Here is a 22,448-nt window from a genome sequence, read left to right on the forward strand (position 1 = left end):
GCTGAATTACACCACAGCAATCTTGCATCCGCAGCGTGTAAGGACGCGAATCGAGCTATATTCAGGCCGTTTTCTTCTTGCGCGTCTGGTGCGAGCGCAAAATGCGCTGCTTCAGTACGTTGGACGCCTTGAACGTCATGACCCGGCGCGGGAGGATCGGAACCTCTTCACCCGTCTTCGGGTTGCGGCCAATGCGTTCGTTCTTGTCTCTTACCTGGAACGTGGCGAAAGACGACAATTTGACGGTCTCGCCACGAACAATTGCGTCACATACCTCATCAAGAATCGTTTCGACAAGTGAAGCTGACTCTGTTCGCGAAAGCCCTACCTTACGATAGACTGCTTCAGCCAGATCAGCGCGCGTAATGGTCTTACCCCCCATACGATCTCAAAGCTCTCGTTTGTTGCAAAACTACCAGGTGACAGCGGAAGTTATAGAATGAAAACCAATCGGGCAAGCGGGTTGAACGAAACTGCTAGCCCAAAAGACCTGCTACCACCGTAGCAGAACTGCTCCCCACGTAAACCCCCCACCCATGGCTTCGAGGAGCACCAGATCGCCTTGCTTGATTCGGCCGTCGCCGACAGCGGTCGCAAGAGCTAAGGGTACTGAAGCGGCTGAAGTATTTCCGTGTTGGTCAACGGTGATAACGACCTTCTCGGCGGGGAGATCAAGCTTCTTCGCCGTGGCGTCGATGATGCGCTTGTTGGCCTGGTGCGGGACGAACCAATCAATGTCCGCAGCGGTAATTCCTGCCTCGGAAAACGCCGCTTCGATGACGTCGGTGACCATGCCAACGGCATGCTTGAAGACCTCCCGGCCCTCCATGCGCAGATGCCCGACTGTCTGCGTCGTGGATGGTCCGCCATCTACATATAGTTTCTGCTTGTGCGATCCGTCCGAGCGCAGATTGGCGGTGAGGACGCCGCGATCGGAGGTCAGCCCACGGCCCTCGCCGGCTTCCAGAACAACAGCACCGGCGCCATCACCGAACAAGACGCATGTCGTGCGATCTTTCCAGTCGAGGATGCGCGAGAACGTCTCCGACCCGATTACCAGAACGCGCTTGGCCATGCCGCCGCGAATATAGAGATCGGCAGTGGTAATGGCGTAGACGAAGCCCGAGCAGACCGCCTGCATGTCGAACGCAAAGCCATGTGTCATGCCAAGACGTGCCTGGATGTCGACGGCAGACGCGGGAAATGTGTTGTCCGGCGTCGAAGTAGCCAGGATGATCAGATCGATATCGTCGGGCGTGAGGCCGGCATTGTCCAGCGCGGCTCGTGCCGCCGCCTCGCCGAGCGAAGCCGTCGTCTCGCCCTCACCAGCGATATAACGCTGGCGGATACCCGTACGCTGGACGATCCATTCGTCGCTTGTTTCGACAATGCCTTCCAGATCAGCGTTCTTGACCAGGCGTGCCGGCTTGGCCGCCCCTATACCTCTGACAACTGATCTGATCATTTACTTTCCTGCTCTATTTCAGCTTCTGCGTCGGCCTCGGGTTCGCCCTTGAAAGCAACACCGACCGGGCTTTTGTGGAAATGGCTAAGATCCGCAGCGATCTTGTCCAGGAGCTTGTTATGGGCCATGTCGTATCCTACGTCGATGGCCGAGGCAAAGCCCAAAGCATCCGTGCCTCCATGACTCTTGATAACGACACCATTAAGGCCAAGGAACACACCGCCATTGGTCTTGCGGGGATCCATCTTCTCACGCAGCCGATTAAATGCACCCTTGGCGAATATGTAGCCAATCCTTGCCATCAGTGTACGGCTCATCGCCTCGCGCAGATATTGCGCGAACTGCTTTGCGGTGCCTTCGGCGGCCTTCAGCGCGATATTTCCAGCAAATCCTTCCGTCACGACAACATCGACCGTACCTTTGCCGATGTCATTGCCTTCGACGAAGCCGTAATATTCAAGGCTCGGCAGCGGGATTTCACGCAGGATTCGCGCAGCGTCCTTGACGTCATCCTGGCCTTTGATCTCTTCGACCCCGACATTCAGAAGGCCAATCGTGGGACGCTCGATGTCAAAAAGGGAGCGCGCCATGGCTGCTCCCATCACTGCGTAGTCTACCAGTTGCTGCGCATCCGCACCGATGGTGGCGCCGATATCAAGGACGATGCTTTCGCCGCGCAAAGTCGGCCATATGCCCGCGATGGCGGGCCGCTCGACATTCGCCATGGTACGCAGGCAAAACTTCGACATAGCCATCAGCGCACCAGTATTGCCGGCGGAAACGCAAACATCCGCCTCGCCTGTCTTTACCGCTTCGATGGAACGCCACATGGACGATTTCCAGCGACCATTGCGCAGGGCCTGGCTCGGCTTCTCGTCCATGCGCACAGAAACATCGCAATGATGGAAGGTCGACGCGTTGGACAGCGCCTGATGTTTTGCCAGGTGCGGCTGGACCTCTTCTTCTCGTCCAAAAATCACGAACCTGATATCAGGATGGCGCTCCAGCGCCGTTGCCATGCCGGGGATGACGATCTCAGGACCGAAATCACCGCCCATGGCATCAATGGAAATTCTGATCACTCTTGATTGTCCTGTCCTGTTCAGTGCGTATGCGCGTATCCGGGCGGCATTACTTATGCCGAGGACATGGCACCAATCAAGTCTTCTGTTTCCAATCCTTCAGACCGGCGAATGGTTTGGCGGGCTTTTCCGCCTCGTCGTCCTCACCAAAACTCACCACGACCGGTGGCGCGGCCTCTATTTCTTGCTTGCGTGGATAGGGATCGATTGCAAGCTCAAAAAACTCCTCGGCGATAGCACCGGCGTCAAGCCTGTCGCCGGAAAACGTCTCCGGTGCGTCTGGCCCTTCGGCACTGATAATGAGTTCGCCATTCTCATCGAGCGGCAAACGGGCAAGCCGGGAATTCTCCGGCACAAAAAGCGTATCGATCTCGGCCTCGACGGTCGCATCAATCGGTTCCAAGGTAACGATGCATGACTGGACAATCTCTGCTTTAACAGTACCACGAACACGAATGCCGTCTTTTTTCCAAGGCACGATCTGCAGATCGGCCTTGAAGGATTTGACATCTTCGAGTTCGTGAAAGTCGCGCAGTGCCTCGCGTTCGCGTTGATTGGCATCGATCTTGATGGTGACGCCCTTTTGCGGCAGCCGGTTTACTGAAACAGGAAAGCTCAGGGCTCCGTCAGTTTTTCTCGTCATCACGTTGCTTTTCCTCTGTCAATTCTATGGCGCTTCACGAGCGCTGGCGTCAGGAAATATCACTTTCCCGCTTGCGAGCACATCGTCCGGCTGGCTCTCCAGTTGCTGGACCACCTGCCCGACATAATCTGCCAGCGCGGTTGCACCCGACCAGTTTTCGTTGTCAGGCCGAACATTGCGGGCAAGCGCGGCAACCAATGCCGGGTGGTCATTGTTTTCAAGTGCCTTGTCGTAGGATTCGATACGGCCGTAAAACATGCGCGCCAGTTTCTTCATGCGCTTCGGTACACCAGAATCTCCGATGCCGAGTTCCCGCAATGAATGATCGACATCCCTGAAGAACTCGTCCGTCACTTCCTGGCCGATCGATTTCAGCGCCGGGGTCCTGCCCTTGATACGCCGAACAAACAGAAAAACATGCAAGGAGAGCATTTCATAACGGCCAAGCGGCGAATCCGGTACCTCCAGGTCAGAATAAAAATACGGCTGCCGCGCCGCTGCCACGATCGCATCGTAGAGGGCAATGGTAATCGCCTCATTTGCTTTGGCCTTGCGGCTGAATAGACTGAGAATCATGTAGTTAGGCCTCAACTTGAGTCCTCCATGCATCACGAGTCGCGTGTTGCATCGGACTTCAAGGTGGTTTACCGAAGTTCTGCGGGCAGCGAAAGACTTGCGCCCAGTTTGAAATGGAGATGTCGTTGCTGCAGCGGATTTTCAAGACCGGCCGTTCAAGGGAATACCTTCTCGCCGGAACCCTTTTTTTGGCTACGGGGCTCGCTGGCTGCAATACTGCCAACCTCAATCCATCCGAGACACTGACGCAAGGATATGTCCTTGACGAAAAGACGCTGGAGTTCGTTCCTGTGGGCTCCAGCCGTGAACAGGTGATCCTGTCGCTTGGCAGTCCGTCGACGACAGCGACATTCGACAATGAGGTATTTTACTACATCTCGCAGAAGGCCCATCGCAGCGTCGCCTTCATGCAGCCAAAGGTTACGGAACGCCGCATCCTGGCCGTCTATTTCGACAAGGACAGTAAAGTTGCCAGCATTTCCAATTATGGATTGCAGGATGGCAAGGTATTCGACTTCATTTCCCGCACCACTCCGACAGGCGGCAAGGACCTTTCGTTCCTCGGCCAGTTGCTGCAGGGCGTCGGCAAGGCCCCGGGCTCTCTGCCCGCTGCCGGCGGCACTCCTACCGGGGGCGCACCGGACTAACAAACACTCCAAAGAAAAACCCGCGAAACATGTTTCGCGGGTTTCTTGTTGGAAAGCTGAGAGTGATCAGTGCGCGAGTACAGCCAACAGCAGCAAGGCAACGATGTTGGTGATCTTGATTGCCGGATTGACTGCGGGACCCGCAGTATCCTTATAGGGATCGCCCACTGTATCACCGGTCACGGACGCCTTGTGCGCTTCCGAACCCTTCATGTGCCGGGTGCCGTTCTTATCCACGAAACCGTCTTCAAAGGACTTCTTCGCGTTGTCCCATGCGCCACCACCGGATGTCATCGAAATCGCGACGAAAATGCCATTGATGATGACGCCGAGCAGCGAGGCACCGAGAGCTGCGAAAGCCGAAGCCTTCGAGCCGGAAATCAGCAACACCCCGAAATAGACCACAAGCGGCGCCAGTACCGGCAGGAGTGACGGCACCACCATTTCCTTGATCGCGGCACGGGTGAGAATGTCCACCGCCCTCGCATAATCCGGCCGCTCCGTCCCCAGCATGATACCGGGTTTTTCGCGGAACTGGCGGCGCACCTCTTCAACCACAGAGCCCGCAGCACGGCCCACGGCCGTCATCGCCATAGCGCCGAAGAGGTAGGGAATAAGACCGCCGAAGATCAGACCAGCCACGACATAAGGATTGGACAGTTCGAAGGAAATGGTACCAATTCCCTTGAAATAGGAGAAGACCGTCGCACCTTCCTTGTTGGCTTCGGTGATGAAGAACTGCAGATCATTGGCATAGGCCGCGAACAGGACCAACGCACCAAGACCGGCAGAACCGATCGCGTAACCTTTGGTAACCGCTTTGGTGGTGTTGCCCACCGCATCAAGCGCATCCGTAGACTTGCGCACTTCCGGATCGAGACCCGCCATTTCCGCAATACCACCAGCATTGTCGGTGACTGGCCCGAATGCATCGAGCGCAACGATCATACCGGCAATACCGAGCATTGCCGTCACCGCGATACCGGTGCCGAACAGACCGGCAAGCTGGTAGGTCGAGATGATACCGCCAACGATGACCAAAGCAGGCAGCGCGGTCGATTCGAGCGAAACCGCGAGGCCCTGGATGACATTGGTGCCGTGGCCGGTAACTGACGCCTGGGCAATCGAATTGACGGGGCGCTTGTTGGTACCGGTATAGTACTCGGTAATCACAACGATCAGACCTGTGACGACGAGTCCAACCAAGCCGCAGATGAACAAGTTCGACCCGGTAACGGCCTTTCCGGCAACGGTGCCAATCTCGCCCCAACCGATCGTCATGGACGTTGCTGCGGCAAGCCCGAGGATCGACAGAAGTCCCGTCACGATCAGACCCTTGTAGAGCGCACCCATGATGGAATTGTTGGCGCCGAGCTTGACGAAAAACGTGCCGGCGATCGACGTGATGATGCAGGCGCCGCAGATGGCCAATGGGTAGAGCATGACCACATTAAGGATCGGTGTCGCACCGAAGAAGATCGCAGCGAGAACCATGGTGGCAACAATCGTCACTGCATAGGTCTCGAACAGATCGGCTGCCATGCCGGCGCAATCGCCAACATTATCGCCGACATTGTCTGCGATCGTTGCCGGATTGCGTGGGTCGTCCTCAGGAATTCCGGCCTCGACCTTGCCGACCAGATCGCCACCGACATCAGCGCCTTTGGTAAAGATACCGCCGCCGAGACGGGCAAAGATGGAAATGAGAGAAGCACCGAACCCGAGGGAAACCAGGGCATCGATCACCGTCCGATCAGCGGGCGCATAGCCCATCGGGCCGGTCAGTATCCAGTAGTATACAGACACGCCAAGCAGGGCCAGACCCGCGACCAGCATGCCGGTAATGGCGCCTGACTTGAAAGCGATTTCAAGACCAGCGGCAAGACTGCGGGAAGCGGCCTGTGCTGTACGGACATTGGCACGAACAGAAACATGCATGCCGATGAAACCGGCAAGCCCTGAAAGAACGGCACCGATCATAAAGCCAATCGCCGCTGTTCCCGTCAGGAGAAACCAGACGGCGAGGAATACGACGGCGCCGACGATGGCGATCGTGGTGTACTGACGTGTGAGATATGCCTGTGCGCCTTCGCGAATTGCACCGGCGATTTCTTGCATGCGTGCATTGCCCTGGTCCGCCGCGAGCACCGATTTGGTGGCCCAGATAGCGTAGACGATAGACAGCAGACCGCAGGCAATGACCAAAAACAGTATTGTCATGCCACTCCCTCAGAATTTTGACCGGAAAAACCCCTCCCCGGGTCAGGTTCGGTACGGCACACAAAGAAATCTGCCAGGCCGGCAGAAACGCGACCGTATCTGTAAGGAGTAGCGAAGCAAATGTGAAAACGTCAAGGTCTTTCGCATCTTAGTGGAATGAGCGACGAAAGTAGGGCTAGCGGGAGTATGGATTACAGGCAACTAATAGGCTGAATAAGCAGCTGAAAGATTGCCAGTGGACGTCATCTATAATGAGCGCATCAAGCTGTTTGCCACTTTTTTGAATGGATTGGGGATTGCAATTTTCGCGGTCGGATGCTTGGCGCCGCTGATTTCGAGTTTCAATGGTTCAACAGGTCCTACCCGATTGTTAGCGGGCGTAAGCACCATTTGTTTTCTGGGCGCATTCACACTACACTTTACAGCAAGCAGATTCCTGAAAAGGATGAGACCGTGACCACGCTACAAGTAATTTCGATTCTGTATATGCCGGTAATGGGCCTTGTCGTTGCCGGTGCTGTACTTTTCTATGACTGGAAGTTTCCGCCTAACCATCCCCCTCGCGATCCTCGCTAACGCCTTGGGCTCTTGACGCCCTTGCTCTCGCCGCGAATTTCAAAAGCCAGCCGATCCAGTACCGCATTGACGAGCTTCGGTTCTTCTTCCGTATAAAACGCCTTGGCGATATCGACATATTCCGAAACGATGACAGCGGTCGGAACATCAGCTTTGTTCTTCAGTTCCCAGATGCCGGCGCGCAAGATCGCACGCAACGTCGAATCAAGACGTGACAGCGGCCAGTCTTCGGTCAAAGCCTGACGGATCATCGGATCAAGCGTGGTCTGATCGGCGACGACACCTGAAACAATGGCGCGAAACCACTGCGGATCGGCGTCGAGATACTGTTTGCCGTCGACTTCCTTGCCGAGACGATATTCCTCATATTCAGCCACGACCTCAAGCACGCCGGTACCGGCGACATCCATCTGATAGAGGGCCTGAACCGCAGCCAGCCGGGCAACGCCACGTTTATTTGCGGTTTTAACGACAGGGCTCTGCTCGTCTTTTGGAGAAGGCATGGGTCTCAGGCTCCGAGCTTATCCTTGAGGGCAATCATGGTCAGCGCAGCGCGTGCGGCGAAGCCACCCTTGTCCTTGTCTTCACGCCGCGCACGCACCCACGCCTGCTCTTCATTCTCGACTGTGAGGATGCCGTTACCGATGGCGATGCTTTCCTCCACAGCAAGGTCCATCAGCGCGCGGCAGGATTCATTAGCGACGATATCAAAATGGTAGGTCTCGCCGCGGATGACCGTGCCAAGCGCTACATAGCCATCATACTCGGTCCCGCCATCCTCTGCACCATCGAGTGCGAACGAAATGACGGCTGGCACCTCCAGTGCGCCGGGAACAGTGGCGACATCGTAGGTGGCATTGGCTTCATCGAGCGCCAGTTTGGCACCATTCAGCAAGGCATCCGACAAATCTTCATAGAATCGCGCTTCCACGATCAACAGATGTGGCGCACGCGCCTTTTTTTTCGACATGATAGCTCCAAGGGAAACTGGTTGCGGATGATTTCCGCGTTGGTTCAGGTCCTAGGCTGATTTCGGATATTCTGCAAGCCGTGCAGCGTATCGCGCCATCTGGTCAATCTCGATATTGACCTTGTCGCCAACCTTGCGATCGCCCCAGGTCGTTACTTCGAGCGAATGGCGAATAAGCAGGACATCGAACTCATTGCCATTGACGCCATTAACCGTGAGCGACGTACCATCCAGCGCCACAGAGCCCTTTTGGGCAATGAAACGCGCAAGCTGCTCCGGCACACGCAAGGTAAAACGAACTGCATCGCCCTCGTCTTCACGCTCGATGATTTCTGCCATTGCGTCGACATGGCCGGAAACAAGATGACCACCCATTTCGTCACCGAGTTTCAACGAGCGCTCGAGATTGATACGTGTTCCCGCCTTCCAGCCGGCAATGGTGGTGAGGCGCAGCGCTTCTTCCCAGGCTTCGGCCTCAAACCAGCGTGCATTCGAGCCTTTTTCGGGAAGGGTCGTGACGGTGAGGCAAACGCCGGAGCATGAAATGGATGCGCCAATTTCGATCGTTTCCGGATTGTAACTGGTTTCAACACGCAGCAGCACGCCCTCATTGAGCGGCTTCACCTGACCGATCCGGCCGATATCCGTTACAATTCCCGTAAACATCCGCGATTCCTTAGAGAGGTCTGACATATTCGCCGTAGCGATCTTCACCGAAGCGATATTCATGTGACAGGTTGAAACCACGAGCGATATGGGAGCGCAGTTCAGGCACTGCAACCCCGCTGCTACTGGCAATTGGAGCCGAACCTTCGAAAAGCGCGATGCGATCCACCAGCTCTTCTTGCAGGAACGAGCTTGCGACGGTCGCACCACCTTCCACCATCAGCGTTGCAATGCCCTGAGCTGCAAGATCGTCCAGCAATTCGGGCAGTGCAGTCGCGCCGCAATCGGTTTCGGTCGCGAGGATGCGGCAACCCGCGGCTTCCAATGCTTGCCGTTTGGCTGGATCAGTTGCTGCATTGGCAGCGATCCAAACTGGAACAGTACCTGCAGTTCTGACCAAGGCGCCATCAAGCGGCAAACGAAGCTGGCTATCGAGAACAATGCGGATGGGCGAACGCGATTGCAGGCCCGGCAAGCGGCATGTCAGCTGCGGATCGTCGGCAAGAACCGTCCCGATACCGACGAGAATGGCATCGGACTCAGCCCGCATGAGATGAACCTGCGCGCGAGATATCGGACCAGTGATCGCGACCTGCCCATGCCCCCTGTTGCCGATGAACCCGTCGCTTGAAAGCGCAAGCTTTAGAGTCACTTCCGGCCGTTTTTTCGACGATCGAATCAAGTAACCGGCGAGATAGTCAGCCGCTTCTGCGCGAAGTACATTTTCCTCGACCTCGATGCCGCCGGCGCGCAGGATAGCGTAACCCTTGCCTGCCACGCGTTCGTCGGGATCGCTCGCAGCCGAAACGACCCGGACCACGCCAGCTGTCACCAGCGCATTGGCGCAGGGGGGTGTCCTGCCATGGTGGGCACATGGCTCCAGCGTAACGTAAGCCGTGGCGCCGCGGGCTTTTTCGCCAGCTTCCAGGAGCGCCTGCGTTTCGGCATGCGGCCGCCCGCCGATGGCGGTAACACCGCGTCCCACGATCACACCGTCCTTGACGATTAGTGTTGCGACGGACGGATTTGTTCCTGTCAGCCCCTGATGGCTGCGCGACAGGCGAATGGCCGCAGCCATGAAGCGGCGATCGAGAGCAGAAGCTGTCATCTGGCTCATTCGTCCTTGACAGGTTCGGGTGCAACGTCACCTGCGGTGATCTCATCGATGACATCGTGGAAGTCTTTGGCCTCGCGGAAATTGCGATAAACCGAAGCAAAGCGGATATAGGCAATGTCATCGATGCCCTTCAGTGCGTCCATCACCAGCCGGCCAATCTCGTCGGAGCTGACTTCGGGTTCGCCCGAGCTTTCCAGCTGACGGACAATGCCGGATACGGCGCGTTCCACCCGCTCCGGATCCACCTGCCGCTTGCGCAAGGCGATCTCGACAGAACGCATCAGCTTATCGCGGTCGAAAGCAACCTTACGGCCGCTTTTCTTGACTACGGAAAGGTCGCGCAGTTGCACGCGCTCGAAGGTTGTAAAACGGCCGCCGCAATCCGGGCAGACACGCCGGCGGCGGATCACCGCCCCATCTTCAGCAGGGCGGGAATCTTTCACCTGAGTATCTTCGGACTGGCAATAGGGACAACGCATCGATGAGCTTTCTGAACGCGATTCTGAAATCACTGCAAAGATAGTGTCTTTCTCTGCGAGATTAAAGCGTTCGGGCGATACGGACTGTCAACCAATAGACGTATGAAAACCGCAGCCACTCAATGTTGCATGCGTTTCGTCTTAGCCGACGTAAATTACCCCAAACAAAACAATCTCCCCGCTGCCGGGGAGATTGCAGCTCCTTTACTATCCAAGATATGGATAGAGCGGGAAGCGATCCGTCAGCGTAACGACCTTCTGCTGAACGGCCTTTTCGACTGCGGCGTTACCCTCATCCGAATTGGCCACCTTCAGGCCGTCCAAAACTTCGGAAATCAGATTGCCGATTTCAGTGAATTCTGCCGCGCCGAAGCCACGTGTCGTTCCGGCTGGCGTGCCGAGGCGAACGCCTGAAGTGACGAATGGCTTCTCTGGATCGAACGGAATGCCGTTCTTGTTGCAGGTAATATTGGCACGCCCAAGCGCAGCTTCGGCACGCTTGCCGGTTGCGTTTTTCGGGCGCAAATCGACCAGCATCAGATGATTGTCAGTGCCGCCTGAGACGATATCGAGGCCGTTCTTCTTCAATGTCTCGGCCAGTGTTTTCGCATTGGCGGCGACATTCTGGGCATAGGTCTTGAATTCCGGCTTCAACGCTTCGCCGAATGCAACCGCCTTCGCGGCGATAACATGCATCAAGGGACCGCCCTGCAGGCCAGGAAACACAGCCGAATTCATCTTCTTGGCGATTTCCGGGTCATTGCTAAGGATCATGCCGCCGCGCGGACCGCGCAAGGACTTATGTGTAGTCGTGGTGACGACATGCGCGTGGGGGATCGGAGACGGATGTACGCCAGCAGCAACGAGACCGGCGATATGTGCCATATCAACCATGAGATAAGCGCCGACTGCATCGGCGATTTCGCGAAAACGCTTCCAATCCCAGATACGCGAATAGGCAGTTCCACCGGCCAGGATCAGTTTTGGCCTGGTCTCATGCGCCTGCTTCTCGATCGCATCCATGTCGAGCAGATGATCGTCCTGACGCACGCCATAGGACACGACCTTGAACCATTTGCCGGACATGTTGACAGGCGAGCCGTGGGTGAGATGGCCTCCGGAATTGAGATCGAGGCCCATGAACGTATCGCCCGGCTGCAAGAGAGCCAGGAAAACCGCCTGATTCATCTGGCTGCCGGAATTCGGCTGTACATTGGCGAATTCGCAGCCAAACAGTTGCTTGGCACGCTCGATCGCCAGTTCCTCAGCGATATCGACGAACTGGCAGCCGCCATAGTAGCGCTTGCCCGGATAGCCTTCGGCATATTTGTTGGTCATGATCGAGCCCTGCGCTTCGAGCACGGCACGCGACACGATGTTTTCCGATGCGATCAGCTCGATCTCATGGCGCTGACGGCCAAGTTCCTTACGGATGGAGCCGAAAATCTCCGGATCGATCTCTTCGAGCGATGCATTGAAAAATCTATCTGCAACAGAAGCGCTTGCATTCGACATGGTGACAGGACCCTCATTTGCCGGTGGGGAATTCATAGGTTATTGCGGCGCATTATCATACTTAAACGGCCGAGGCCAATGGCCGGTGGGCGAAAAGCTTTAGCTCGAAACCGCCATACAGAACCTTTGCCAATCAACCCTGAAGGGCATCTGAAGCGATTTCCTGTGCTTCCGGTGCTCATGAACCCAAAAGTTCACTGCGCTCCGGTTCTCGAAAATCGCACCATCTGCCTCATCAGGCTGAATTCTCAAATGGTTCTTGAAATTAAAAGACCGCCCGGAGGCGGTCTTTTAATAGCATGGTCTTTAACCGATCAGGTGTTCGTTCCGATCGACAGGGCCGCCTGTCCATCACGCTCGTAAATATCATCGCGCAGATGAACGACGCCATCGCCCGTCGACCAAGCGCTGACATAGACGAAATGCAAAGGCACCGGATTGGTGACTGCGATCGGCGTATTGACGCCAGTCTTGATCGTGGCTTCCATCGTCTGGCGATCCCAGCCCGGCGTGTCGCGCAGCAGCCAGACATTCAGGTCGCGAACATTCTGCACGCGGACACAGCCCGATGAGTCGAAACGCATCAGCTTGTTGAAAATGCCCTGCTGCGGCGTGTCATGCATATAAACCGCGTATTGATTCGGGAAGTTGATCTTCGTCGAGGACATGGCGTTGATCTTGCCCGGGTCCTGCCGGAACATCAGTTTCATCGCGTCGTCGGTGTTCCAGTCGACAGTCTCCGGCGCAACTTCCTCACGTGTCTGCTCGTTGAACAGCCGAATCTTGTTGCGCGTCAGATAAGTCGGATCCTTGCGCATCAGCGGAATGATGTCCTTCTGGATAATCGACTTTGGCGCCGTCCAGTAGGGATTGAGGATGACTTCCTGAATCTTGGAGTCGAGAATCGGTGTCTGGCGATCGATCTTGCCGACAATGGCGGTGTGGCGCTGGGCGACACGGCCAGCTTCCACGGCCTCGATCTGTGCAGCCGGAATATTGACCATGACATAGCGCGCGCCCTGATCGTCGCTGGCAAGCTTGCGCAGGCGCTCAAGGTTCGTCTGCAACTGGCCGAGGCGAATATCGGCAGGCACATTCATTGCAGCGATCGAATATTGGCCCATGACGCCGTCGGCCGGCAAACCGTGACGTGCCTGGAAACGTTTCACTGCGGCGTCGACATAAGTATCGAATGAATTCGACAGGCCAGCACTTTCGGAAAGGTCGCCCGCGATCATCAGGCGCTTGCGCATGACCGAGACGGAAGGATCGACTACGCCGAGCTGCAACTTTACCGTTGGCTGTACAGCCGGCCAGCCGCCATTGCCGACGATCTGGTTGTAGGTATTGATCGCGCTCTCGGTGAAGGAAACCGTCTCCGGGCTTGCGATCGGCTGGAAACCGGCGACTTTTGCCCGTGTCGTCGAGCGGGCGTCGAACTGGTCATCCCAGTTACCGCGACGCGGAGCGGCAAGAATGTCGCCAATATCCGTCTGTTGTGCAAAGGCCGATGATGTAACCGCAGCGAGACCAGCAGTTGCCACGCCAGTCAAAAATGCACGGCGATCAAGTGCTGATAATCCAAATTTCTTCATATTTTGTCCAACCCAACTGGAAATCTGCCGTCAACCCGCCGTTTACAAAGAAAAACAGCTCCGGTTGCGAGAATTATCAGGAACACTCTTAACAAACAGCAACATTCGCACTGATCGCGCAATTGTGATGGTTCAAATGCCGACCAGCCCTCTCCGACTGTCTATGGAACTTCACTGAATATGTGCTGTGGCATTTCCACGGCAATATGGCGGATTAATGACTGGGGGACTAGGGTCCTGACCCTAATCATCCCGCTCTTGGCCGGAGTCTGTCGTGTCGTGGCGAGTGGTCCTTGGCAACGAAACCTCTGACTGAACAGGCGATCTCTCGCTAACGTCTCCCCGCTCCTACATGCCCGCCATGACCTCCTCCCTCACCGAAGCCACCGAACTCATGATGACCATAGCCACCATTGTCATGAAGATCGCGATGGACGCCGGTAGCCCCATCGAAATTCCCGTCATCCCAAAACGGGATACCACCAGGTTGGTCATACTGGTAATAATACCGACCTCCATCAGTGTACACGCATGCAGATAACGGTAAGCCTGATAGTCCTATCACAGCGATGACAACTACAGATTTGATAGACATCGCACATCTCCTGAACGAAGTTACTATGCGGCGCTCGGCGAAGGATCTCGGTAGTGGCAGCGCAGTTCATCCCGCACGAGAACCGGAATAAAAGCCGGCTCAGTCGTGAAGGTTTTCAGACCTCGTGGGGGAATCTTTCTGCACCACGTTATCGGGGCACGATCGTGCGCCATTCCTGAAATGGGTAAGGAAACCGCTGTCTACAACTCAGTTTGTTGTGATCGATGTGTGAAGAGCACGCACGGGGCAAATTTTTGTGTTTGACCGGCTAAGTTTTGTTGAATTGATCCTTCGTTTAGGCAAACCATACCAATGTATACTTACGCATCGGGCGGGTTGGATGTATCCCTTTGATCGCGCCTGTCAAACACCGATGGGGCTGGTAGTTCCCCCCGGCTACCAAACTTCAGCGTTTTCCGCCCGTTGAAGTGCGGCCATCCTGATGGTCCGCAAAAGACCGCCCGAGCCCCTCCCGGGCGGTCTTTTGTTCTTAAAGCGGAAATGTTGGGAAACCGATTTTTATCGACAGATCGCCGTGGGAGCATGGCTACAGGCGTCCTCCGCGCGCAAAACCTGGTGCCAGCCTTCCCTTGGGGAAGGCTCAATGCAGGGCTTGCAAGAGACACCATGATTAACCGGAGGCCGTGCAGGATAACTGATTTTGACGTGTCCGATCATGCCAACGTTTAGCCAGCACTATTCCCAGTACAATTTTATTACTCAAAAAGAATGTAAAACGTAGAACAACAGAAGAGCGTTACAATGAAACACACAATAGCTATCGTTGTTTTCTCCATCTTGCTGTCCGGAAGCTTAATGACCGGGTCATGGGCTTCTGGGCTTGGCACGTTTGCCTCTGCTCAAAAACGATACCTCGTTCATAAAGAACATTCTCACCAAGGCCCGACGTTTCAACATGGCGGTGAGCACTATAGAAGCGACATCGGTAAAAACTTCCCGGGTTGGGAGAACAATATTTGGGAGGACCAGGTCTGGAGCGATTTTACCTAGGTCAGGACCGGATCTGATGATGTGGAGTCCGTGGAGCGCGATGCTCTGCTGTCAGAATTCAATGGTCAATATCTGGAGACAGTCGCGTTTGACCCCGCAACCATCTAACTCAAGAATGAAACTTTTTAAGCTTTAAACACGCAAAGCCCGCCTTCGTTTCGCACGAAGCCGGGCTTTTGCTATGGAAGTCCGCATGTTTTTACATGCGATAAGCGATGGAGTCGTTCCAGAAGCGGTCGAGGCGCTGTAGTGCCTTGTTCATCGACTGGAATTCTTCCGCCTTGATGCCGCCGACATGTTCTATCGATGCGACATGGCGTTCGTAGAGACCCGCAACCAGTTCCGCGACTTCCGTTCCCTTTTCGGTCAGGCTGACCCGGACCGAACGACGGTCTGTGCGTGAACGTTCATGGGAGATGAAGCCAAGCTCGACGAGTTTCTTCAGATTGTAGGAAACGTTCGAGCCCAGATAGTAACCGCGGCTGCGGAGTTCGCCGGCGGTCAGTTCTGCATTTCCGATGTTGAAAAGCAGCAACGCCTGGATGGCGTTGATGTCGCTGCGGCCATTGCGGTCGAATTCATCCTTGACCACATCAAGCAGACGACGATGTAACCGTTCGACCAACTGAAGTGCTTCAAGATATAGTGTACGCAATGCTGTATCACTTGGTGTTGAACGCTGGCTTTCACCAGACTTTCTCTGTGTGTTGTTCATAGTACCTGCCTCACTGTTGTTTCGGTGTATTTTTCTCACCGTTGAGGAGACACTATCGAATACGCATAAAATTCGACTTAAAACACAGACTTAACAGTGCGTTACCGCGAACGAATCAATTTCAATCTTAATGAAGACTTACTGGGATGCTTAGTAGCCGCAAAGCCGGACGAAAAACCGGTGCCCACTTTTCTCGGGCTTTGCTTCCTACCCGCCGCAAAGCCGGACGGAAAACCGGTGCCCACTTTTCCTGGCTTTGCTTCCTACCCGCCGCAAAGCCGGACGGAAAACCGGTGCCCACTTTTCCTGGCTTTGCTTTTAGCGGACCGGCATCGCCTGCTGGCGCTTCTGCAGGAAAAGCACAATGCGGAAGAGAATATAAAGCAGCGCCACACAGCCATGGATGATGGCGGTCTGCGGCCTGTAGAAAAAGTAATTCGAGAAGACCGTAAACATCAGTGTTTCGCCCAATGCGGCCACAAACCATATGACCGGGCCCCAGGACACCATCATCCACAACCCCGTCGACGCCACGGGGTAGAGCATGGCAAGAGAGACGGTCGCGACCTTCCATTGCCACGGCATCAGATCGAAGCGCCAGAGTAGACCCTCGTAGTAACCACTGAGCTGCGCCCAATACCCGACGCCCGCGACGAGGCAATAGATCGACACAAGTCGCAGAAACCAGACGAAGCCTGTTTGGGCCATCGTCGCGTCGAATGGCAGATGGGTCGGCCTATCACTCATGTATATCTATTCATGTCAGTTGCAGTTCCCGCTCGCCCAGTGATGCGAAATAGGCATCGACCATTTCGGGCGTTATATCGTCAATCTTCGCGGGCTGCCACACAGGCATATTGTCCTTGTCCACAAGAAGCGCACGCACGCCTTCATAAAAATCATGACTCTCGAGCATGCGGGACAGGATCCGGTATTCCATCTGCATGCATTGATCCATGTCGAGGTCGCGGCCCTCTTCGATCTGCCGGAACGTCACGTGCAGGCTCGTCGGTGAACGGGTCTTTATGAGATCGAGGAGTTTTTGCGCTTCCTCGCTACCATTTGCTCCGGCTGCCGCCAGGCGGATCACGCAACCACCCAGTGTTTTCGAATCGAACAGCACGCCGATCATATCGCGGGTTTTTTCGGGTGTTTCATAGTCCGGGTTGATGGTTTTGCCACGCAGTGCCGTTTCGGGATTGCCGGATCGGATCAGGCTGCGCCGCAGCTTCTCCTTGTCTTCCGCCTTGATGGCATGGGTGGCGATGCCGCTTTGAAGGCAATCGCCCTGGCGGATACGGTTGCCGGTCAAGGCGAGATAGGTGCCGAAATGTTCCGGAAGATGCGGGAGAAAGGCGCTTCCACCTACATCAGGAAAGAAGCCGATGCCGACTTCCGGCATGGCGAACATGATGTTTTCGGTGACAACCCGATATGTGCCGTGGACGGAAATTCCAACGCCGCCACCCATGCAGATACCATCGATCAGCGAAATATACGGCTTCGGGAAGTGCCTGATATAGGCATTAAGACGGTATTCGTCGGCAAAGAATTCGTAGAAAGGCCGACCGGACCGTCCGGCATGATAGACCGCGAGGATATCGCCGCCAGCACAAAAGGCCCGACCCTCGCCCTCGACAAGGACGCAATGGACGTCGGGATCGGTCGACCACGCGACAAGTGCACGATGCATCGCATTGACCATGCTCCGCGTCAGCGCGTTCAAGGCCTTCGGCCGCGTCAGGCGAATGAGACCGGCCTTGCCGCGGCGCTCGAATACGACTTCCCCCTCGCCGCCAAAATCGATTTCCATACACCCTCCGAACTTTTATGACAGAGGTTAGGAAACTCTGGCGCACCGCGTCAATGGATCACATCTGTAGCCGGGCATCTTGGTCAACAGGACGTTCCCTGTTAAAACAATTCCAAACAACGAGGAAATGCCACCGTTCGGCTGAAGCAATCATGAACAAACATCCAACGTTTCAAACCCGTGCGCCAAGAACCGTCGATGAAATCACCCAGGGCCGCCGTTTGCGGCGCATGCGCAAGGCCGATTGGTCGCGGCGTCTGGTTCAGGAAAACCAGCTGACGGTCGATGATCTGATCTGGCCGATTTTCCTGTGCGAGGGCACGAACCGGCGCGAGGACATCAACGCCATGCCGGGGGTCCAGCGCTATTCTGTCGACATGGCGGTGCGCGAGGCCGAGCGTGCGGCCAAGCTCGGCATTCCCGCTATAGCCACCTTTGCCAATATCGATCCTGACCTGCGCGATGATGCTGGTTCCGGCATTCTCGATCCCGATAATCTCATCAACCGTGCGACGCGAGCGATCAAGAACGCGGTGCCGGAAATCGGCATGATCACCGACGTCGCGCTCGATCCTTTCACGAGCCACGGCCATGACGGTATCCTGCGCAATGGCATCATCGTCAATGACGAGACTGTCGAACAGATCACCAGAGGAGCCGTGCTGCAAGCCGCTGCCGGTGCCGACATTATCGCGCCGTCGGACATGATGGACGGGCGCATTGGCGCCATCCGCGATGCGCTGGACCAGAACGGCTTTCAGGATGTGGCGATCATGGCTTATGCGACCAAGTTCGCCTCGGCTTTCTACGGCCCCTATCGCGAAGCCATAGGTACCTCCGGGCGTCTGAAGGGTGACAAGAAGACATACTATATCGACCCGGCAAACACCGATGAGGCCGTTCGCGAGGCAGAGCAGGATCTCGCCGAGGGTGCGGATTCGCTGATGGTCAAGCCCGGCCTGCCCTATCTCGACATCATCCGCAGGCTTAAAGATACGTTCGCGATGCCGACCTTCGCCTATCAGGTGTCAGGCGAATACACGATGATCAAGGCTGCCGGGGCCAATGGCTGGATCGATGAAGAGCGCGTCATGATGGAAACGCTCCTCGCCTTCAAGCGCGCCGGTTGCGATGGCATCCTGACTTATTTTGCGCCGCTCGTAGCAGAACGCCTCAAGGCCGGTTATTGAAATCTTCTTGATATTTTGTTCTCGAATTCCCAATTTCGACGCAACGGCAATGTATCCGTCTTTCTGAAACAGGAAATGAAATGAACGCAAAGACCCTTGATGGCGAAATTGTCACCAACCGCCTTGACGACTGGCGGATGTATCAGGGCGTGCGGACGAGCCGCATCTTTGCGTTCCTGATCGACTATGTGATCATTTTCTTCCTGTGCATTCCCGTTGCAATCCTCATTGCCATCCTGGGTGTGGCAACGCTCGGTCTCGGCTGGGCGCTGTACGGCATCATGTTTCCTGTTGTCGCCCTTGCCTATGTCGCGACGACGATGGGCGGACCACGTCAGGCGACAAAAGGCATGCAGATGATGGGATTGAAGCTCGAACGGCTCGACGGGCAAAAGGTCGATGGCCTGCTTGCCATCGTTCATACGGTGCTGTTCTGGGGCCTGATCGTCGTGTTGACACCGCTTATCCTGCTGGCGACGCTGTTTCTCGATCGCAAACGCACTGTCCACGATCTTTTGCTGGGCACCGTGGTAGTCCGCGCCTATAACTAAATCCTTCAGCGCTCCTGATCTGGAGCCCTTCTTCATTTGGCTTTGAATATGATGAACTTACGCTCCTTTGCGTTCGCATTTGCGGCGCTTGCATTCTATGGTTTCGGCACCGCGAGCGGCATGGCGGCGTCTTCGTCAGGACGGTTTTGCGGCGAAATGATTTCCAGCGGGGACTATCGTGATGTGGAAACCAGCCTGAACGTCGCCAGAGATGGCCACCTCTCCGGCACATACGAACTCGATGAACCAGATGGCCAGGTCGACGGTACATTGACCGAGGAGGACCTTGGAAGCGGCACTTCTCGCACCCTCGTCTGGACCGATAAATATGGCACCGGCCTTCTCTCTCTCGATTTTTCGAGTGATTTTGATGGCTTCAACGGAAGCTGGGGAGGTTCCGCCAACGGCAAATTTGATGCGCCCAGCCATTCGTGGAATGGCGCGCGTTGCGGCGGTGGTTCTGTCAGATAGCAGGGTGCGGACCCATTAATCTGATCGAAATGGCGCCTGAAACGGCAAGAAGATGCGAGGAGAAGCGTGATGGGCGGGGTCCTTCCCCCGGCCGAGCGGTTCGACACTGCAGCTTGCAGCCGTTTCGGCGTCCGGAGGATAGGGTCCATTTGCCCGGCTACTTTGTCGCAAAGGCTCGAAAATGGATAAACATTTCCATCGCCTTTGCTCCTTGTATCCGAACAAATGGCCTCCTACCATATCGACCAGATTAATGGGTCCGCACCCTCACTCGCCGAAGACATTCACATCTGAATGCAATATAATTGAATTGACGTTTCAGGCGGTCATAGGATTCTATAGGCATTAAGACCGTCTCAGGACCTTGGATGACCCATCAACCGCAGCAATCACCGCAGTTCTTCCTGACAGCGCCTTCGCCCTGTCCTTACCTGGAGGGTCAGCTTGAGCGCAAGGTTTTCACGCATCTGGTGGGCGGGCGCGCCAGCGAACTCAATGACCTGCTGACACAGGGTGGCTTTCGCCGCTCGCAAAACATCGCCTATCGCCCTGCCTGCGAAAACTGCAGGGCCTGCGTATCCGTGCGTATCCTTGCGGGCGAGTTCAAACAGGACAAGTCCATGCGCCGGGTCTGGAACCGTAACCGCGACCTGATCGGGAATATCCACCACGCCGAACCTTCTACCGAACAATATTCGCTGTTCCGGCACTATCTCGATGCGCGCCATAACAAGGGCGGCATGTCAGAAATGACGGTGCTCGACTATGCGATGATGGTTGAGGATACCCATGTGCCGACGCAGATCATCGAATACCGGCGGCGCGGACCGGATTCCTTCATTACCAAGAAAGGCGAAGGAGAACTCATCGCAGTCGCGTTGACGGACATGATGGGCGACGGGCTATCGATGGTCTATTCGTTCTTCAACCCGGAGCATGCGAGCCGTTCGCTCGGCACATTCATGATCCTGGATCATATACAGCGCGCCGCTGCAGCCGGTCTGCCGCATGTCTATCTCGGCTATTGGGTCGAAGGCTCGCGCAAGATGCAATACAAGATTCGCTACAAACCCCAGGAGCATCTGGGAACCAAAGGCTGGGAGCGCCAGGACTAAGATGGTCCAATGAGCATTGTGCCATCCAGCTTCGTGCCGCCAGTCGAATTCGAAGGGCCAGGTTTCCGGCTTGAGCCGCTCGGGCCGCAGCACAATTTGTCGGACCACAGGGCATGGTCGTCGAGCATTGCACATATACTCAGCACACCCGGTTTCAGCGACTGGCCGCCGCTGGAAGGCATGACCCTCGAAGCCAATCTGGCCGATCTCGAACAACACGCGCGCGATTTTGCTGACCGCACCGGCTTTACCTATACCGTGCTGGAAGGTTCGCAGGTGATCGGCTGCGTCTACATTTATCCATCCAAACAAGACCCGGCAATAACGGTTGTGAGGTCCTGGGTCATCGCCGACCGCGCGTATCTCGACACTCCGCTGCACGAGGCGGTTTCAGCCTGGCTCAAAACCTCCTGGCCGTTCGAAAACGTCATTTACCGCTGAGCTTGATCTTTCGGTTCTACCCGCCTCTGGACGAAGATCGTCCTTCCCGCTAGACCACGCGGCATAACAAAAATACGGGAAACGCCGCCGCATGTCTCAACTTCATCTCGATCACCGCAAGGGTCTGCTCATCACTGGCTTTGGCGGACTGATCCTGTCCGCCGATATTCCACTGCTGCGGCTGGGTGAAGGTGAAACCTGGTCGACCCTGCTGTTGCGCAGCGGCACGACCTTCATCACCGCGTTTGCCATCTGGGCGTTGTGGAGTCTTGCAACGGGCCGCGCGCGAACGATCGTCCCGGGCCGCGTCGGATTTTTGGTCGCAGGACTTTACGGCCTCGCATCGATCACCTTCATGATCGCCGTCTATAATACCAAGACGGCCAATCTGGTTTTCATCCTCGCGTTCAACACGGTGTTTTCGGCCTTGCTGTCATGGATTTTCCTGAAGGAGCGGCCAAAAACCGTCACTTTCATCGCCATGTTCTTCATGCTTATCGGCGTCGGGATCATTGTTCGTGAGGGGCTATCCTCGGGCCATGTGTTCGGCGATCTGGTGGCGCTGTTGTCCACCTTCATTCTCTCCACAGCGATCACGATCAGCCGCTCGTCAGGCAAGGATATGGGCTTCGCTGCGATCATGGGTACGGTATTGCCCATGCTCGTCGCTGCCTTCATGGTCTCGCAAAACGGCTACACCGTCGCAGTACCCGGCTGGATCATTTTCAACGGCGCGGTGGTAACGACCCTCGCCTTCCTCTGCCTCGCCACTGGCCCGCGGTTTCTTTCGGGACCTGAAGTTGCGATGTTCTATCTTCTCGAAACCGTGCTGACGCCGATCTGGGTCTGGCTGGTCTTCGCAGAGCGGCCGAGCGATCCGACCCTTGTGGGTGGAATCATCATCATCACGTCGCTCGTAGGTCATTCACTCTGGCAGATGTATCATGTGCGCAAGAAGTCACGGACGGCAGGACTGGTCCGCCATCCGATCTGAC

At 55.9% G+C, this 22,448-nt stretch carries 24 protein-coding genes; 8 read left to right on the plus strand and 16 right to left on the minus strand.

The features are described from left to right. Positions 1-61 precede the first annotated feature (61 nt). From ACSQ3H_RS18000 to ACSQ3H_RS18020, 5 genes are all read right to left on the minus strand, one after another. A complete protein-coding gene (locus ACSQ3H_RS18000; protein WP_106716952.1) occupies positions 62-382 on the minus strand; it encodes an integration host factor subunit alpha in 321 nt (106 codons plus the stop codon). A 111-nt stretch (positions 383-493) separates the two neighbouring features. After that, entirely contained in the window at positions 494-1,465 is a 972-nt protein-coding gene (locus ACSQ3H_RS18005) for a beta-ketoacyl-ACP synthase III (RefSeq protein ID WP_436118293.1), read from the minus strand. Then, positions 1,462-2,547: a phosphate acyltransferase PlsX gene (gene plsX / locus ACSQ3H_RS18010; protein WP_436118294.1), complete on the minus strand. Its 1,086-nt coding sequence runs from the start codon at positions 2,545-2,547 to the stop codon at positions 1,462-1,464. The genes ACSQ3H_RS18005 and plsX overlap by 4 nt, the downstream gene beginning before the upstream one ends. A gap of 76 nt (positions 2,548-2,623) precedes the next feature. Next, the gene (locus tag ACSQ3H_RS18015; RefSeq protein ID WP_436118295.1) at positions 2,624-3,190 is read right to left on the minus strand and encodes a YceD family protein; all 567 of its coding nucleotides are present in this window, start codon (positions 3,188-3,190) and stop codon (positions 2,624-2,626) included. A gap of 24 nt (positions 3,191-3,214) precedes the next feature. Next, positions 3,215-3,766, minus strand: a complete 552-nt coding sequence (locus ACSQ3H_RS18020; RefSeq protein ID WP_436118296.1) for a ubiquinol-cytochrome C chaperone family protein — start codon at positions 3,764-3,766, stop codon at positions 3,215-3,217. A 125-nt stretch (positions 3,767-3,891) separates the two neighbouring features. On the opposite strand from ACSQ3H_RS18020, the gene ACSQ3H_RS18025 reads away from it, so the two are divergent. Then, entirely contained in the window at positions 3,892-4,413 is a 522-nt protein-coding gene (locus tag ACSQ3H_RS18025; protein ID WP_436119488.1) for an outer membrane protein assembly factor BamE, read from the plus strand. 66 nt (positions 4,414-4,479) lie between these two features. Here the strand turns inward: ACSQ3H_RS18025 and ACSQ3H_RS18030 are convergent, their stop codons facing one another. The 8 genes from ACSQ3H_RS18030 to ACSQ3H_RS18065 all read right to left on the minus strand — a co-directional run bounded on the left by ACSQ3H_RS18030 (position 4,480) and on the right by ACSQ3H_RS18065 (position 13,551). Beyond that, positions 4,480-6,633 carry a sodium-translocating pyrophosphatase gene (locus tag ACSQ3H_RS18030; RefSeq protein WP_436118297.1) on the minus strand — a complete coding sequence of 718 codons (2,154 nt, stop codon included), beginning with the start codon at positions 6,631-6,633 and terminating at the stop codon, positions 4,480-4,482. 572 nt (positions 6,634-7,205) lie between these two features. Then, positions 7,206-7,712 carry a transcription antitermination factor NusB gene (gene nusB, locus ACSQ3H_RS18035; protein ID WP_436118298.1) on the minus strand — a complete coding sequence of 169 codons (507 nt, stop codon included), beginning with the start codon at positions 7,710-7,712 and terminating at the stop codon, positions 7,206-7,208. Between the two features lie 5 nt (positions 7,713-7,717). Continuing rightward, the gene (ribH, locus tag ACSQ3H_RS18040) at positions 7,718-8,179 is read right to left on the minus strand and encodes a 6,7-dimethyl-8-ribityllumazine synthase (protein WP_436118299.1); all 462 of its coding nucleotides are present in this window, start codon (positions 8,177-8,179) and stop codon (positions 7,718-7,720) included. 51 nt (positions 8,180-8,230) lie between these two features. Further along, complete coding sequence (locus ACSQ3H_RS18045; RefSeq protein WP_436118300.1) at positions 8,231-8,845, minus strand: riboflavin synthase; 615 nt, start codon at positions 8,843-8,845, stop codon at positions 8,231-8,233. A 10-nt stretch (positions 8,846-8,855) separates the two neighbouring features. Next, complete coding sequence (gene ribD, locus ACSQ3H_RS18050; protein WP_436118301.1) at positions 8,856-9,962, minus strand: bifunctional diaminohydroxyphosphoribosylaminopyrimidine deaminase/5-amino-6-(5-phosphoribosylamino)uracil reductase RibD; 1,107 nt, start codon at positions 9,960-9,962, stop codon at positions 8,856-8,858. After that, positions 9,959-10,441: a transcriptional regulator NrdR gene (gene nrdR / locus ACSQ3H_RS18055; protein ID WP_436118302.1), complete on the minus strand. Its 483-nt coding sequence runs from the start codon at positions 10,439-10,441 to the stop codon at positions 9,959-9,961. Before nrdR ends, ribD begins: the two co-directional genes overlap by 4 nt. 207 nt (positions 10,442-10,648) lie before the next feature. After that, a complete protein-coding gene (glyA, locus tag ACSQ3H_RS18060) occupies positions 10,649-11,956 on the minus strand; it encodes a serine hydroxymethyltransferase (RefSeq protein WP_436118303.1) in 1,308 nt (435 codons plus the stop codon). A gap of 314 nt (positions 11,957-12,270) precedes the next feature. After that, positions 12,271-13,551 (minus strand): L,D-transpeptidase family protein, encoded by a 1,281-nt coding sequence (locus tag ACSQ3H_RS18065; protein ID WP_436118304.1) that lies wholly within the window; start codon positions 13,549-13,551, stop codon positions 12,271-12,273. A 1,357-nt stretch (positions 13,552-14,908) separates the two neighbouring features. On the opposite strand from ACSQ3H_RS18065, the gene ACSQ3H_RS18070 reads away from it, so the two are divergent. Then, positions 14,909-15,157 carry a hypothetical protein gene (locus ACSQ3H_RS18070; RefSeq protein ID WP_436118305.1) on the plus strand — a complete coding sequence of 83 codons (249 nt, stop codon included), beginning with the start codon at positions 14,909-14,911 and terminating at the stop codon, positions 15,155-15,157. Between the two features lie 199 nt (positions 15,158-15,356). On the opposite strand, the gene ldtR is transcribed toward ACSQ3H_RS18070, so the two are convergent. The 3 genes from ldtR to ACSQ3H_RS18085 all read right to left on the minus strand — a co-directional run bounded on the left by ldtR (position 15,357) and on the right by ACSQ3H_RS18085 (position 17,685). Continuing rightward, positions 15,357-15,872 (minus strand): transcriptional regulator LdtR, encoded by a 516-nt coding sequence (gene ldtR, locus ACSQ3H_RS18075; protein ID WP_112530830.1) that lies wholly within the window; start codon positions 15,870-15,872, stop codon positions 15,357-15,359. A gap of 318 nt (positions 15,873-16,190) precedes the next feature. Beyond that, on the minus strand, positions 16,191-16,625 hold the full coding sequence (locus ACSQ3H_RS18080) for a DUF6163 family protein (protein ID WP_436119489.1): 435 nt from the start codon (positions 16,623-16,625) through the stop codon (positions 16,191-16,193). 4 nt (positions 16,626-16,629) lie between these two features. Beyond that, positions 16,630-17,685: an enoyl-CoA hydratase/isomerase family protein gene (locus tag ACSQ3H_RS18085; RefSeq protein ID WP_436118306.1), complete on the minus strand. Its 1,056-nt coding sequence runs from the start codon at positions 17,683-17,685 to the stop codon at positions 16,630-16,632. 152 nt (positions 17,686-17,837) lie between these two features. Here ACSQ3H_RS18085 and hemB point away from each other — a divergent pair, with 152 nt between their 5' ends. From hemB to ACSQ3H_RS18115, 6 genes are all read left to right on the plus strand, one after another. After that, complete coding sequence (hemB, locus tag ACSQ3H_RS18090) at positions 17,838-18,875, plus strand: porphobilinogen synthase (RefSeq protein ID WP_436118307.1); 1,038 nt, start codon at positions 17,838-17,840, stop codon at positions 18,873-18,875. A 137-nt stretch (positions 18,876-19,012) separates the two neighbouring features. Further along, complete coding sequence (locus ACSQ3H_RS18095; RefSeq protein ID WP_436119490.1) at positions 19,013-19,426, plus strand: RDD family protein; 414 nt, start codon at positions 19,013-19,015, stop codon at positions 19,424-19,426. Between the two features lie 48 nt (positions 19,427-19,474). Next, positions 19,475-19,897, plus strand: coding sequence for a hypothetical protein (locus tag ACSQ3H_RS18100; protein WP_436118308.1), 423 nt, complete (start codon positions 19,475-19,477; stop codon positions 19,895-19,897). A 368-nt stretch (positions 19,898-20,265) separates the two neighbouring features. Continuing rightward, positions 20,266-21,012, plus strand: coding sequence for an arginyltransferase (locus tag ACSQ3H_RS18105; protein WP_436118309.1), 747 nt, complete (start codon positions 20,266-20,268; stop codon positions 21,010-21,012). Between the two features lie 9 nt (positions 21,013-21,021). Next, the gene (locus ACSQ3H_RS18110; RefSeq protein ID WP_436118310.1) at positions 21,022-21,453 is read left to right on the plus strand and encodes a hypothetical protein; all 432 of its coding nucleotides are present in this window, start codon (positions 21,022-21,024) and stop codon (positions 21,451-21,453) included. Between the two features lie 91 nt (positions 21,454-21,544). Next, positions 21,545-22,447: a DMT family transporter gene (locus tag ACSQ3H_RS18115; RefSeq protein WP_436118311.1), complete on the plus strand. Its 903-nt coding sequence runs from the start codon at positions 21,545-21,547 to the stop codon at positions 22,445-22,447. The last annotated feature ends 1 nt before the right edge of the window (position 22,448 follow it).

The sequence above is a fragment of the Phyllobacterium sp. LjRoot231 genome, assembly GCF_964253365.1.
Taxonomy (GTDB): Bacteria; Pseudomonadota; Alphaproteobacteria; order Rhizobiales; family Rhizobiaceae; genus Phyllobacterium.